Annotated in this window: 11 protein-coding genes; 7 read left to right on the forward strand and 4 right to left on the reverse strand. The window is 56.0% G+C overall.

All coding sequences use genetic code 11. The annotated features are described in order from the left end of the window. Positions 1-4: 4 nt before the first annotated feature. Positions 5-454, forward strand: coding sequence for a 50S ribosomal protein L9 (rplI, locus tag AFL22_RS14685; RefSeq protein WP_010256429.1), 450 nt, complete (start codon positions 5-7; stop codon positions 452-454). Positions 455-536: 82 nt separating this feature from the next. Here the strand turns inward: rplI and AFL22_RS14690 are convergent, their stop codons facing one another. After that, positions 537-1,214 carry a LysM-like peptidoglycan-binding domain-containing protein gene (locus AFL22_RS14690; protein ID WP_153020899.1) on the reverse strand — a complete coding sequence of 226 codons (678 nt, stop codon included), beginning with the start codon at positions 1,212-1,214 and terminating at the stop codon, positions 537-539. Between the two features lie 220 nt (positions 1,215-1,434). Between AFL22_RS14690 and fklB the strand changes: the two genes are divergently transcribed. Then, a complete protein-coding gene (gene fklB, locus AFL22_RS14695) occupies positions 1,435-2,055 on the forward strand; it encodes an FKBP-type peptidyl-prolyl cis-trans isomerase (RefSeq protein WP_010256433.1) in 621 nt (206 codons plus the stop codon). Positions 2,056-2,100: 45 nt separating this feature from the next. Here fklB and AFL22_RS14700 read toward each other — a convergent pair whose 3' ends face one another. Further along, the gene (locus AFL22_RS14700) at positions 2,101-4,044 is read right to left on the reverse strand and encodes a bifunctional 2',3'-cyclic-nucleotide 2'-phosphodiesterase/3'-nucleotidase (protein WP_052271677.1); all 1,944 of its coding nucleotides are present in this window, start codon (positions 4,042-4,044) and stop codon (positions 2,101-2,103) included. 293 nt (positions 4,045-4,337) lie between these two features. Between AFL22_RS14700 and cysQ the strand changes: the two genes are divergently transcribed. Then, a complete protein-coding gene (gene cysQ, locus AFL22_RS14705) occupies positions 4,338-5,081 on the forward strand; it encodes a 3'(2'),5'-bisphosphate nucleotidase CysQ (protein WP_052271678.1) in 744 nt (247 codons plus the stop codon). A gap of 74 nt (positions 5,082-5,155) precedes the next feature. Here the strand turns inward: cysQ and AFL22_RS14710 are convergent, their stop codons facing one another. After that, positions 5,156-5,713 (reverse strand): YtfJ family protein, encoded by a 558-nt coding sequence (locus tag AFL22_RS14710; protein ID WP_022623931.1) that lies wholly within the window; start codon positions 5,711-5,713, stop codon positions 5,156-5,158. 314 nt (positions 5,714-6,027) lie between these two features. Between AFL22_RS14710 and AFL22_RS14715 the strand changes: the two genes are divergently transcribed. Next, positions 6,028-6,234 (forward strand): DUF1107 domain-containing protein, encoded by a 207-nt coding sequence (locus AFL22_RS14715; RefSeq protein WP_003855513.1) that lies wholly within the window; start codon positions 6,028-6,030, stop codon positions 6,232-6,234. A gap of 146 nt (positions 6,235-6,380) precedes the next feature. Here the strand turns inward: AFL22_RS14715 and AFL22_RS14720 are convergent, their stop codons facing one another. Then, the gene (locus AFL22_RS14720; protein ID WP_010256442.1) at positions 6,381-7,703 is read right to left on the reverse strand and encodes a hemolysin family protein; all 1,323 of its coding nucleotides are present in this window, start codon (positions 7,701-7,703) and stop codon (positions 6,381-6,383) included. Positions 7,704-8,221: 518 nt separating this feature from the next. On the opposite strand from AFL22_RS14720, the gene AFL22_RS14725 reads away from it, so the two are divergent. From AFL22_RS14725 to AFL22_RS14735, 3 genes are read left to right on the forward strand one after another with little or no spacing between them, the layout of a single operon-like run. After that, entirely contained in the window at positions 8,222-9,937 is a 1,716-nt protein-coding gene (locus AFL22_RS14725; protein ID WP_154210861.1) for an autotransporter assembly complex family protein, read from the forward strand. Further along, positions 9,934-13,701: a translocation/assembly module TamB domain-containing protein gene (locus AFL22_RS14730; protein WP_033758895.1), complete on the forward strand. Its 3,768-nt coding sequence runs from the start codon at positions 9,934-9,936 to the stop codon at positions 13,699-13,701. The genes AFL22_RS14725 and AFL22_RS14730 overlap by 4 nt, the downstream gene beginning before the upstream one ends. A 2-nt stretch (positions 13,702-13,703) precedes the next feature. Beyond that, a complete protein-coding gene (locus AFL22_RS14735) occupies positions 13,704-14,057 on the forward strand; it encodes a gamma-glutamylcyclotransferase (RefSeq protein WP_010256451.1) in 354 nt (117 codons plus the stop codon). The last annotated feature ends 19 nt before the right edge of the window (positions 14,058-14,076 follow it).

Below are 14,076 nucleotides of genomic sequence, written 5' to 3' on the forward strand. Positions count from 1 at the left end.
GGTAATGCAAGTTATTCTGCTTGATAAAGTAGCAAACCTTGGCACCCTGGGTGATCAGGTTAACGTTAAAGCGGGCTACGCTCGTAACTTCCTGGTACCGCAGGGCAAAGCTGTTCCTGCTACCAAGAAAAACGTTGAGTTCTTCGAAGCACGCCGTGCTGAACTGGAAGCCAAACTGGCTGACGTTCAGTCTGCAGCAACTGCACGCGCTGAGAAAATCAATGAACTGGGCACTGTAACCATCACGTCTAAAGCGGGCGATGAAGGTAAACTGTTCGGTTCAATCGGTGCCCGCGACATCGCTGATGCAGTGACTGCAGCTGGCGTTGAAGTGGCTAAGAGCGAAGTTCGTCTGCCGAACGGCGTTCTGCGCACTACCGGTGAGCATGAAGTAAGCTTCCAGGTTCACAGCGAAGTATTCGCGAAACTGAACGTGAAAGTAGTTGCTGGTTAATCTTTATTAACTGAGCACGACACAAACGCCGGCCCTGTGCCGGCGTTTTTGTTTTTGTGCCTTTCAATCGCCGCTGTTCGCGTTACTGCGCGCGAATAAAGCTGCCGTCTGGCTGACGTGTAAACAGCACCGGACCGTTTGCGCCCTCCACCGTCAGACCTGTTACCGCCCCCTGCGCATCCTGACGGATTTTTACCTGCTGACCACTTTTCAGTGAGCTGAGTGGCTGATCGCTGCCTTCCACCCGCGCCATCGCAAACACATCATTGACCGGCAGACTATTATCACGAAACAGCTGCGCCAGCGTCTGACCGGAAGCGATGGTCAGATTGCGCCACTCGCCCTGAGAATCGGCTTTTGGCGTCTGCTGAGACGGTGAGGATGACGGCTGGCGGCTACTGTTGTTCTCATAAATATCCGCCTGCATCGGCACCTCTTTCTCCGTCTGGGGTGCGACCGGCTGCTCGACCGGATAGCGCAGCGTGCTGGCGGGCCAGAGAAACGCCACCAGCATCACCAGCAGTGCGGCCACAATGCCACGGCGGTGCAGCGCAGGCAGCGGGTCCATCCAGCGAATGTGGTCGGTAAAATGCCAGATACGCTGAAGCCATGTCGGCAGGCGGGATGACGTGTCTGAAGCCATTCGGGGTTCCTCCTCTCCGGCAGGCTGCTTTAGCCTGCGTGCGGCCAGCCAGGTCTGCAGCCGGGATACAAGATATTTTGCACGCATCCTGCGGCGTCGTGGGGCTATCTGGCCCATGTTTGCTCTCTTATTCGTGTGCTACAGAGGGGGTGATCCCCCCCGATAGTTATAGTATGGGCAATACCGGCGCGAAGTGCCTGCCAGCATTGATAAAATTGACGGCTCTATTGTTTCTCTTTCCCCGGCAAAAGTCATCTGCGATGCAGGGCATTTTACGCCAGCGGCCTGCGCTGCTATGCTGCCCGTTCGAATTTATCCGAGAGTGAAAGGAACGAAGATGACTACCCCTTCTTTCGACAGCGTCGAAGCACAAGCAAGTTACGGTATTGGTTTACAGGTTGGCCAGCAGTTGCTGGAATCTGGTCTGCAGGGTCTGCAACCAGAAGCACTGCTCGCGGGTCTGCGCGACGCGCTGGAAGGGAACTCGCCGGCCGTACCGGTTGATGTGGTTCATCGCGCACTGCGTGAAGTGCATGAACGCGCTGAAGGCGTGCGTCGTGAACGCACCGAAGCCATGGCCGCAGAAGGTCAGGCGTTCCTGCAGGAACATGCGCAGCGTGAAGGCGTGAGCAGCACCGAATCAGGCCTGCAGTTCAGCGTGATTACGCAGGGCGAGGGTCCAATCCCATCACGTCAGGATCGCGTACGCGTTCACTACACCGGTAAACTGATCGACGGCAGCGTATTCGACAGCTCTGTTGCCCGTGGCGAACCGGCGGAATTCCCGGTAAGCGGCGTAATTCCAGGCTGGATTGAAGCGCTGACCCTGATGCCGGTTGGCTCAAAATGGGAACTGGTGATCCCACAGAATCTCGCGTATGGCGAGCGCGGTGCGGGTGCCTCTATCCCACCATTCAGCACCCTGATCTTCGAAGTCGAACTGCTGGAAATTCTGTAATATCCGGATGCTGCAACCACCCCGGTTGCAGCGTTTTCTTCCGCCTTATTTCTGCTGTAAATTCACCTGCCACAGAGCAAAGCCGATCGCATCTGTCCCTTTGGGCTGAAGCGGATATTGCGCATGCTGCTTAATAAATCCGGTCGCTTTATCACCCGGTGCCGTTTCAAACTGAATGTCGAGCGGGGTGGATGAGGTAATCGGTGCCAGCCGCCAGTTATTGTCCGCCTTCGGCTGAACTTCACCGTGCGCTTTGGTTTCCGCGCTGATATAGGCTGCAACCACGGAACGGTTCTCATCCGGTGAGGCAAAGGCGATGTATTTATCTCCGGTGCCGGCAAACTTGCCGCCGTAAGCGCGATAGTTATTGGTCGCCACCAGGAAGGTCGCCTGTGGATCGACGGGTTTACCCTGCCAGCTAAGCTGACGGATACGTGAGGCCTCAGGATGGATCAACTGACACTCTGCGTCGTAGCGCGCGGGCTGGGTCACATCAATCTGATAATTAACCCCGTCAATCACATCAAAGTTATAGGTGCGGAAATCCCAGTTGATCAGCGACTGCGTTTTCGTGCTGTGGGGATCGATCTGATTAAACTGGCCCGCTGAGCACTCCAGCCACTCTTTTACCTGCGCACCGGTGACTTTCATGACCACCAGGGTATTGGGATAGAGATAGAGATCGGCCGCGTTACGGAAGGTCAGCGCGCCTTTCTCCACTTCGACATAGCTGGCCGGATCGTTTTTACGTCCGCCCGCTTTAAACGGCGCAGCAGCAGAGAGCACCGGCAGGCGGCCCAGATCCGGATCGCCCTGAATGAAATGCTCCACGTAGGCGCGCTGGGCATTATTGACGATCTGTACCGTCGGATCGTCCTGTACCAGCGACAGGTAGCTGTACATCACATTGGCGGACTTGCCGATGGGCTTCGCCACAAACTCTCGCGTGGCGCGGTGATCGTCAGCCAGTACCTTCACCAGCGCCGGATCCTCTGCCGCCAGCGATTTCTTCGCTGCGGTATCGTAGATGGGCCGCGCCTGTGCTTTGCCGCTGCTCACCTGCCAGCGTCCGCCCTCATTGTTCAGCACCAGGTCGACCACGCCAAGATGATCGCCCCACATGCCGGGCATCACCGCCGGAATACCGTTCAGGGTGCCGTTGGCGATATCTGCACCCTTGATGTCAGCAAACTCCTTGCCGGGGAAGACCGCATGCGCATGACCAAACAGGATGGCGTTAATGCCTTCCACCTGGCTGAGATAGTAAACCGAGTTCTCCGCCATCGTGTGATACGGCTCGATGCTCAGGCCAGAGTGGGGAATAGCGATAATCAGATCGGCGCCCTGCGCGCGCATCTCAGGCACGTAGCGGCGAGCCGTTTCGGTGATGTCATCGACGCGTACCTTGCCCTGCAGGTTGGCTTTATCCCATACCATGATCTGCGGCGGCACAAAGCCGATATAACCTATCTTCAGGGTCTGCGTTTTGCCCTCGCGATCAACCACCGTAGTGGATTTGATGAGGTATGGGGTAAACAGCGGTTTGCCGCTCTTCACATCAATCACGTTGGCGTTCACATAGGGAAAGCGTGCGCCCGCCAGCGCTTTTTTCAGGTAGGGCAGGCCATAATTGAATTCATGATTGCCGAGGTTACCGACGCTGTAATCCAGCGTGTTGAGCGCCTTGTAGACCGGATGGATCTCGCCCTCACGTAATCCTTTGGCCGCCATGTAGTCACCCAGCGGGCTGCCCTGAATGATGTCGCCGTTATCGACCAGCAGGCTGTTTTTCACTTCCTGGCGTGCGGCGTGGATCAGCGTAGCGGTTCGCACCAGGCCAAACTTCTCGGTTGGCGTGTCTTTGTAATAGTCGAAATCCATCATATTGCTGTGCAGATCGGTGGTTTCCAGTATCCGCAAATCCACCGTCGCCGCCTGGGTGGCGACGGAAACGCTCAGTGCCAGTAACATCATTCCGGGCTTAAACATGCTTGCTCCTGCTGCAAAATAAATAAGGATCTCAAAATAATGTAAAAGCATGACAGATAGTCATTTTAAATCGTGATGGGTATAACGTTTTGGCGCATCGGTCAGCGACGGATTCTTAAACGATGGAGGCGTAGCGGCACAGGCGTGGCGATAAATGGGTAACTATGATATTGATATATCTATAAATTGAATCGCCAAAGTGCCTGTAAATGGGTACTTCAGGCGGAACTGCTAAAATGTCACTATCTGACGATGAGCTGATCCTGCAGCAGACAGACACAATGAGGTGAAAAATGTTAGAGCAAATCTGCCAACTGGCACGCGAAGCAGGCGACGCGATTATGCAGGTCTATAACGGTGCCGCGCCGCTTGACGTTTCTCACAAATCGGATGATTCGCCGGTGACCGCCGCGGATATCGCTGCACACGAGGTGATCCTCGCGGGCCTGACACAGTTAACGCCTGATGTGCCGGTGCTGTCAGAAGAAGATCCGCCAGCCTGGGAGGTGCGTCAGCACTGGCAGCGCTACTGGCTGGTCGATCCGCTGGATGGCACCAAAGAGTTCATCAAGCGTAACGGCGAATTTACCGTTAATATTGCGCTAATCGAAGCAGGCAAGCCGGTAATGGGCGTAGTCTATGCGCCGGTGCTGGGCCTGATGTATTCCGCTGCAGACGGCAAAGCGTGGAAAGAGGAGGGCGGTCAGCGTGAACAGATTCATGTCCGTGATGCGCGTCCTCCGCTGGTGGTGGTGAGCCGTTCACATGGCGACGACGATGAGATGAAAGAGTACCTGAAGCAGTTAGGAGAACATCAGACCGTCGCGACCGGATCCTCACTGAAATTCTGCCTGGTGGCAGAAGGAAAAGCCCAGCTCTATCCCCGTTTCGGACCCACCAACATCTGGGATACCGGCGCGGGCCATGCCGTGGCGATGGCGGCGGGCGCGCATGTGCACGACTGGCAGGGTAAAACTCTGGACTACGCGCCGCGCGAATCCTTCCTTAATCCTGGCTTCCGCGTTTCACTGTTTTAACGCTGTCTGAGCGCCCAGCCTGCTGAAGGCTGAAGCCCCGGCGGGCGATGCTCTCCCCACCGGGGCTTCAGCGATTAATCCTTCAGCAGGGAGGTGACCAGCGTAATCACTTTTGTCACTTCATCCTGCGTCAGCGATCCATCCTTCACAAATTTCACCTTACCCTGCTTATCCAGCACCACAATGGCGGAACCGCCCGGCTGTAACTGCCAGGCATGCTGCACATTGCCCTTGCTGTCGACAACAAACTGCGACCACGGATATTGCTGCTTGTTAGTCTCGACGCTGCTGCGCACAAACATGCCCGTACCGGGAATGGCATCATCTGTATTCACGATGGTGGTGGTCTGATAGCGATCATGCGGCAGCTTCGCGGCCTTAATCGCCTCGATCAATGCGGCATTCATCTCTTTAGCGGATGAGCGACCCGCGATGTGCTGAACCACGCGAACTTTTCCGCCGAGCTGCGCGCTATTCCAGTTTTTGTAGCTAAACTTATCCTGCTGCAATAACAGCTCGCCTTTGTCGTTCACGCCAACGGCCGGTACCCGCATATCCTGCCTGAGGTCATGAGCCATCACGCTTGCCGGTATCAGTAAAGACAACGCTACAGCTGCCAGAATTATTCGCATTGCTATTTCCTTGAGTGATCAGACCAGTTAGTCATTTTACTGCAATAGTAAGCAGGGATGATGCGCCTGTCCTGGAAAGGTGTCAGGTTTGTTATGGCCGCCACAATTCCTTAACCAACGAAGGTTTATACTGTGTTGTGTGAGCCTGATAACAGAGTGTTCTGTAATGATGTGTCAATTCAGTAAAAAAAATCACTTTTAGGAACATTAGTAGGTTTGAGTGTTCTATAGTTATCGCGAATTCGCGCTTCATGGGCTGGAACCAAATTTGGAAACGGCGAAGCGTGCTTAAAAATGTACAGGAGTTAGTCAGTATGAAGATCTTCCAGCGCTATAATCCGCTACAAATAGCGAAATATGTAAAAACGCTGTTCAAAGGAAGGTTGTATATCAAGGACGTCGGCGCGTTCGAGTTCGACAAAGGGAAAGTATTAATCCCGCGCGTCAAAGACAAACAGCACCTGAGCGTGATGTCAGAAATTAACCGCCAGGTCGTTCGTCTCAAACTTGAGTTCAACTAATCATAAGGGCGCCGATGGCGCCCTTAGTGTCTGGCCAGTCAGGCCATTTTATTTGTCACTCTGAACCTGAGCAGTGCCAACAATTCTCACAGACTACGTCACATTCCGGTTGTTCCGCGCTGTCCGTGTCCAGACTGCTGGTCATTCTACTCTTCTTCGCTTTTTGTCATGCTCAGCACCGGCGGTCGTTCATCGATGCGGGTGACCAGCAGCTGATCGATGCGATAGCTATCAATATCCACCACCTCGAACTTGTAGCCAGCAAACTTCACAAAATCGGTACGTTTCGGAATCTTACGCAACATATACATCATAAAGCCGCCGATGGTTTCGTAGTTGCCTGACTGCGGGAAATCATCAATGTCCAGCACGCGCATTACGTCATCAATCGGCGTACCGCCTTCAACCAGCCATGAATTCTCATCGCGCGCTACAATCTGCTCTTCCATACCCTGACCAACCAGATCGCCCATCAGCGTGGTCATCACATCATTCAGGGTAATAATGCCCACAACCAGCGCATATTCGTTCATGATCACCGCGAAATCTTCTCCGGCGGTTTTAAAACTTTCCAGTGCTTCAGAGAGGGTCAGCGTGTCCGGCACGATCAGCGCCGAGCGAATCTGCAGGCCGCTGTTCAGCGCCATGCTCTGATTACCCAGCACGCGCAGCAGCAGCTCTTTGGAGTCGACATAGCCAACGATATGGTCGATATCGCCGCTGCAGACCAGAAACTTCGAGTGAGGATGCTGGGCGATTTTGGTTTTGAGGCTGGTCTCATCTTCGTGCAGATCAAACCAGACAATATTCTCACGTGAGGTCATGGAGGAGGGAACGGTACGTGACTCCAGCTCAAACACGTTTTCAATCAGCTCATGCTCCTGCTTACGCAGCACGCCAGCCAGCGCACCCGCTTCAACCACCGCGTAGATATCGTCGGAGGTGATGTCATCTTTACGCACCATCGGCAGCTTGAAAATACGGAAGAAGACGTTAGCCAGGCCATTAAACAGAAACACCAACGGACGCATTATCAGCAGGCAGAAACGCATCGGGTTGATGATGCGCAGCGCGATGGTTTCCGGTGCGACCATGCCGACCCGCTTTGGGGTTAAGTCAGCAAACAGGATAAACAGGCTGGTGACGATGGTGAAGGAGCAGATAAAGCTGAGCTGCTCCGCCAGTTCCGGCGAGACAAACCGGTTAAACAGGCCGCTGAAAACCGGCGAAAACGCCGCATCGCCGACAATACCCCCCAGGATGGCGACGGCGTTGAGGCCAATCTGCACCACGGTGAAGAACATGCCCGGTGTTTCCTGCATTTTCAGCACGCGCTGCGCATTTACGTTGCCTTCATCGGCCAGCAGTTTCAGTTTGATCTTACGGGCGGCCGCCAGCGAGATCTCCGACAGAGAGAAAAAGGCACTGATTACGATCAGTAACAGAATGACAAGTAAGCTATCTAACATATGAGATCCAAAGGGTTATCCACTTGTCATTTTTGGCCTGGGCAGCGTGGGTAAGCGCAAACAGAGTTGGTTTATCCGTGAAACAAAGCTATCCGTGCCAAAAATGTCTGCGCCAGTTCGACAACAAACGACATGTCGGGGCAGAAATGAAAACAGGCGGCATGCCTGTGGTGGCCGATTATAGCAGGAGCGCTCATTGCGCCGCCAGAGGGCAAACCGCTGCTTAAGGGCGCATTAGCAGCCAGAGCGGCCGGTTACAGACTCGGATTTATCTGAGTGAGTCATATCGGACTGATCATTCCGACCCGCAGGAGTTGTATCGCTCACCCCATTTACCGACAATAGCCCCGTTATTTGACTTAGATGTCAGAGTTGCTCCGCCGTTTGCCATAAAGTGCGGCTATGATGAGGATGTTGCCGTTGCGGTAGTGCGGGCAAAGAAGATTAATAAGCGCCCCGCGGAAAAGGGGCCGGCATGATTAACAGGAGTACAGGTGCCACGATTTTATGTTTATTGCATGGCTGGCCTGCTGCTTGCCGCGCCCGCCCTTGAGGCGGCGACAGTGCGATTACAGGTAGACGGCTTATCCGGGGATCTGCAAAAGAATGTCAGAGCGCGTCTGTCCACCATCGGCAGCGATGAGGTCTCTAATGATGGCCGCTTTCGCGCGCGCGTTTCTGTTGCGATAAAAGAGGGGCTGCGCGCGCTCGGTTATTACGAGCCCACCATCGATTTCGAATCCCGCCCCGCGCCTGCGCAGGGTGGACGACCGGTATTAGTGGCACACGTAACGCCTGGTGAACCGGTAAAAATCGGCGGCAGCACGATTGTGGTCGAAGGCGATGCGCGCAATGACGCGGATTACAAAGCCTGGGTGAAGCAGGGACGCCCTGAAGTGGGCAGCCAGCTTAACCACGGGCAATATGACAAATTCAAAAGCGGCTTCTCTAATCTCGCACTGCGTAACGGCTATTTCGACGGCACGTTTAAAAAAAGCCAGCTTGGTGTCTCGGTTGAGCGGCGTGAAGCGTTCTGGGATATCGACTACGACAGTGGCGAACGCTATCGCTTCGGCGACGTTACTTTCCAGGGATCGCAAATTCGCGAAGAGTACCTGCAAAACCTGGTGCCGTTTAAAGAGGGGGACTACTACAGCTCCCGCGATTTAGCCGAGCTGAATCGCCGCCTCTCCGCTACCGGCTGGTTTAATTCGGTGGTGGTCGCGCCGGAATTCAGCAAGGGACGACAGACCAAAGTGCTGCCGCTGAGCGCAGTAATGTCACCCCGCACCGAAAACACCATTGAAACCGGCGTCGGCTATTCCACAGACGTCGGTCCGCGCCTGAAAGGGACCTGGAAAAAACCGTGGATCAACGACAGCGGCCACAGCCTGGCGGCCAGCGCCTACGTTTCCGCGCCGGAACAGCAGGTCGATCTCAGCTACAAAGTACCGCTGCTGAAAAGCCCGCTTGAGCAGTACTACACCTTCTCCGGCGGCCTGAAGCGCACCGACCTCAACGACACCAAAGCGGATACCACGACGCTTGCGATGTCGCGCAACTGGGACAGCAGCAGCGGCTGGCAGAAGGCGGTCAACCTGCGCTGGAGCCTGGATCACTTTACTCAGGGCAGCGTGACCAACACCACTATGCTGCTCTATCCCGGCGTCAGCGTAAACCGTACCCGTTCCCGTGGCGGCCTGATGCCGACATGGGGCGATTCACAGCGCTATTCGGCAGACGTCTCTGATACCACCTGGGGTTCAGACGTCGACTTCCTGATCCTGCAGGCGCAAAACGTCTGGATCCGTACCCTTGGCGACAGTCATCGCTTTGTGGCGCGCGGCAATCTGGGCTGGATCGAAACCAACGACTTCGAAAAAGTGCCGCCGGATCTGCGCTTCTTTGCCGGTGGTGACCGCAGTATTCGTGGCTACAAATATAAAAACATTTCACCGCGCGATGATGACGGCAAACTCACCGGTGCGTCAAAACTCGCCACCGGATCGCTGGAATATCAGTACAACGTCACCGGGAAATGGTGGGGCGCGGTGTTTGTCGACTCGGGCGAAGCGGTTAACGACATCAAGCAAAGTAACGTCAAAACCGGTGCGGGCGTCGGCGTGCGCTGGTCTTCACCGGTTGGCCCAATCAAATTTGATATCGCCAGACCCATCGGGGATGACGAAGAGCATGGATTACAATTTTACGTAGGGCTGGGGCCAGAACTATGAAGCTGTGGAAAAAGGTCCTGATCGGCATTCTGATCTTTCTGGTCGTGCTGTTGGGTGGGGTGGCATTTTTAATCGGTACCACGCCTGGGCTGCATTTAGTGCTGAAAGGTGCGTCGCGCTGGGTGCCGGGCCTGTCAATCAAACAGGTCGATGGTGGCTGGCGTAACCTGACCCTTAACGGTCTGCGTTACGAAATGCCTGGCGTCAGCGTCGATGCCGGGCAAATTCATCTGGCGGTGGATCTCAACTGCCTGCTGCACTCCTCCGTGTGCGTTAACGATGTCTCCCTGCGCGATATCAGCGTGGTGGTCGACAGCAAGAAAATGACGCCTGCGGCACCAGCGCCGGAAGAGGAGAGTGGCAACACTAACCTCAGCACGCCATACCCCATCACGCTGCGTCACTTTGGCCTGCACAATATCAATGTCAAAGTTGATGACACCGCAATATCGCTGCTCGACTTCACCACCGGCCTGCAGTGGCAGGATCGTGCGCTGACGCTGAACCCGACCCATATTCAAAGCCTGCTGATTGCGCTGCCGAAAGCGGCGAAAGTGGTCAATGACGAGGTGGTGGAGCCGAAAGTCCAGCAGCCACATCCCGCTGAAAAACCGCTGGGTGAAACGCTGCAGGCGATGTTTGCGCAACCCCTGCTGCCTGAGATGCCTGATTTCCGTCTGCCGCTGGATATTGAGGTGCAGCAGATTCTGGGTGAACAGCTGCGCATTACCGGCGACACCGATATTTCCGTCAGCCGGTTGCTGCTGAAAGCCAGAACCGCCGATCGTCAGATGCAGCTCAGCACGCTGGAGGTGGACTCGAACCTCGGCAACCTGAAGGGTAGCGGTCAGGCGACGCTGGCGGATAACTGGCCTGTCGATTTCTCCCTTAACGGCACAGTGAATACCGATCCGATTAAAGGCGAAAAGCTCGCGCTGAAACTTAATGGCGCGATGCGCGACGAGCTGAAGATGGGGCTGAACCTCTCCGGTCCGGTGAATGCGCAGCTGGACGCCACGACCCAGCTGGCGGTGGCGGGACTGCCGCTGTCACTGAAGCTGACCAGTCCGCAGTTACGCTGGCCGCTGACCGGTCCGGTAGCGTATCAGGCGGATAACCTGGACTATCAGTTCAAAGGCAAAGCCACCGACTATGTGATGTCGCTGCAGACTGCCGTGAAGGGTGAATCTGTACCACCGGCGACGATCTCGCTGACGGGTAAAGGCAACGTTGAGCAGTTCAGCCTCGACCGCCTGCGCGTGGCTGCGCTGCAGGGCAATATCGATCTCACCGCGCTGGTGGACTGGAGCAAGGCGATAAGCTGGCGCAGTGAGCTGACGCTGGCGGGAATTAATACCGCTAAACAGTATCCCGACTGGCCAGCAAGGCTGGATGGCAAAATCACCACCCGCGGCAGTCTGTATGGTGGCAGCTGGCAACTGAGCGTGCCGCAGCTACAGCTGAAAGGCAATGTGAAACAGAACGCCGTGACCGCTGATGGCTCCCTGACCGGTAACAGCTACAACCAGTGGACGGTGCCGGGCATTAAGCTGGCGCTGGGACGCAACCATCTGGATGTTAAAGGCGCGCTGGGCGACAGTCTGGATCTCGATGCCAGTATCGACGCACCCCAGCTCGACAATGCGCTGCCGGGTCTGGGCGGCGTCATCAACGGCACAATAAAAGCGCGGGGTACCCTGAAGGCACCGCAGCTGCTGGCCGATCTTAATGCCCGTGGTCTGCGCTGGCAGCAGATGCAGATCAATCGCGTCACCCTGAATGGCGACGTCCGTTCCGGCGAGCAGGTGGCGGGTAAACTGCAACTGCGCGTCGAGCAGCTGAAGCAGGATGCGCTGAACATCAGCCTGCTGACGCTGAACGCGGACGGCAATGAGCATCAGCATCAGCTGAAGCTCAATGTGCAGGGCAAACCGGTCTCTGGCCAGCTGGCGCTGAACGGCAGCTTTGATCGCCAGACGGAGCGCTGGAAAGGGTCGCTGAACGACACCCACTTTGATACGCCAGTCGGTGAGTGGCGTCTGACCCGCGCCATGGCCATCGACTATCTGAACAGCCGCCAGACGGCCACCATCGGCCCACACTGCTGGCAGAACCCCAATGCGCAAATTTGTGTGCCGGAGCCGGTTGAAGCGGGCCCGGCAGGCAAGGCGCATGTGGTGCTGAATCGCTTTGACCTGGCGATGGTGAAGCCGTTTATGCCGGATGCGACTCAGCTTAGCGGCCTGTTCAGCGGTGACGTGCGCGTCAACTGGACTGCCGATGGCAGCCTGCCGACCGGTACCGTGGCGCTGAAGGGCAACGGCGTGAAAGTGGTGCAGGATGTGCAGGGCAACAATCTGCCGATCGCCTTTGACACGCTGAACCTCAATGCCGCGCTGCGAAACGGGCGCGCCCAGCTCGACTGGCTGATCCGCATCGCCAATAACGGTCAGCTGGATGGCAACGTGCAGATCGACGATCCGCAAAACCGTCGCACGCTGGGCGGTAACGTCAACATCCGCAATGTCTCGCTGGCGATGCTCAATCCGGCACTGATGCAGGGCGAGAAGATCAAAGGCAGCCTGAACAGCAGCCTGCGCCTGGGCGGCAGCGTGCAGCAGCCGCAGGTATTTGGTCAGCTTGGCCTGACGGGTGTGGATGTGGATGGCAACTTTATGCCGGTTGACCTGACCAGTGCCAACCTGAATCTGGTGTTTAACGGCATGAGCTCCACCCTGAACGGGCTGGTGCAGACCGGGCAGGGCAATATCAACCTCAGCGGTAACGCAGACTGGAGCCAGCTCGACAACTGGCGTGCGCGCATTGCGGCACAGGGCAGCCGGGTTCGCGTGACCGTGCCGCCGATGGTGCGCATGGATGTCTCGCCGGATCTGGTGTTTGAAGCGACGCCAGCGGCCTTTAACCTTGATGGCCGGGTCGATATTCCATGGGCGCGCATCACGGTGCAGGAAGTGCCGGAAAGCGCCACTGGCGTTTCGTCGGATGAGGTGTTGCTGGATAAACAGCTGAAGCCGATTGCACCGCAAACCGCCGCGATTCCGATTAACAGCAATCTGGTGATCCACGTCGGCAACGATGTGCGGCTCTCTGCATTTGGCCTGAAAGCGAAGCTGAATGGCGATCTGAAAATGGTGCAGGATAAGTCAGGACTCGGCCTGAACGGTCAGATCAACATTCCGTCCGGTCGCTTCCACGCTTATGGTCAGGATTTGATCGTGCGTAAAGGCGAGCTGCAGTTTGCCGGTCCGCCGGATCAGCCTTACGTCAACCTGGAAGCCATCCGTAACCCGGATGCTACCGAGGATGGCGTCACCGCGGGTCTGCGCGTCACTGGCCTGGCGGATGAGCCAAAAGCGGAAGTCTTCTCCGATCCGGCGATGTCGCAACAGGAAGCGCTTTCCTATCTGCTGCGCGGTCAGGGATTAGGCAGCGACGGCGACAGTAACGCCCTCACTTCAGCACTTGTTGGCTTAGGGGTTGCACAAAGTGGGCAGGTTGTGGGTAAAATCGGGGAGACATTCGGTGTCAGCAATCTCGCTGTTGATACTGCCGGTGTTGGCGACAGCCAGCAGGTGCAGGTCAGCGGCTATGTGCTACCGGGTCTGCAGGTAAAATACGGTGTTGGCATATTTGATTCACTGGCGACGTTAACCTTGCGTTACCGCCTGATGCCTAAACTCTATCTGGAAGCCGTGTCCGGTGTGGATCAGGCTCTCGATTTGCTCTATCAGTTTGAGTTTTAGCAATGCGAATAATTGTCTACGGCAGTTTACGGCGCAAACAGGGAAACAGTCACTGGATGACGAATGCGCAGTGGCTGGGTGATCACCAGATTGAAGGCTTTGAGCTTTACAGTCTGGGCCATTATCCCGGCGTGATTGAGGGCAATGGAGCGGTACATTGTGAGGTGTACCGCATTGATGCCTCAACCCTTGCGGAGCTGGATGCGCTTCGCACCAAAGGGGGAGAGTACAAACGTTATCTGACTCAGACGCCGTTTGGCAGTGCATGGCTTTATGTCTATCAACGCTCAGTGGCAGGACGCCAGCGCATCATGAGTGGTGACTGGCTGAAGCGCGATGAGGAGCCAGAGGCCTGAACAAAAACACCGTCCATCC

This window comes from Pantoea sp. CFSAN033090, assembly GCF_001264395.1.
GTDB classification, from domain to species: domain Bacteria; phylum Pseudomonadota; class Gammaproteobacteria; order Enterobacterales; family Enterobacteriaceae; genus Pantoea; species Pantoea agglomerans.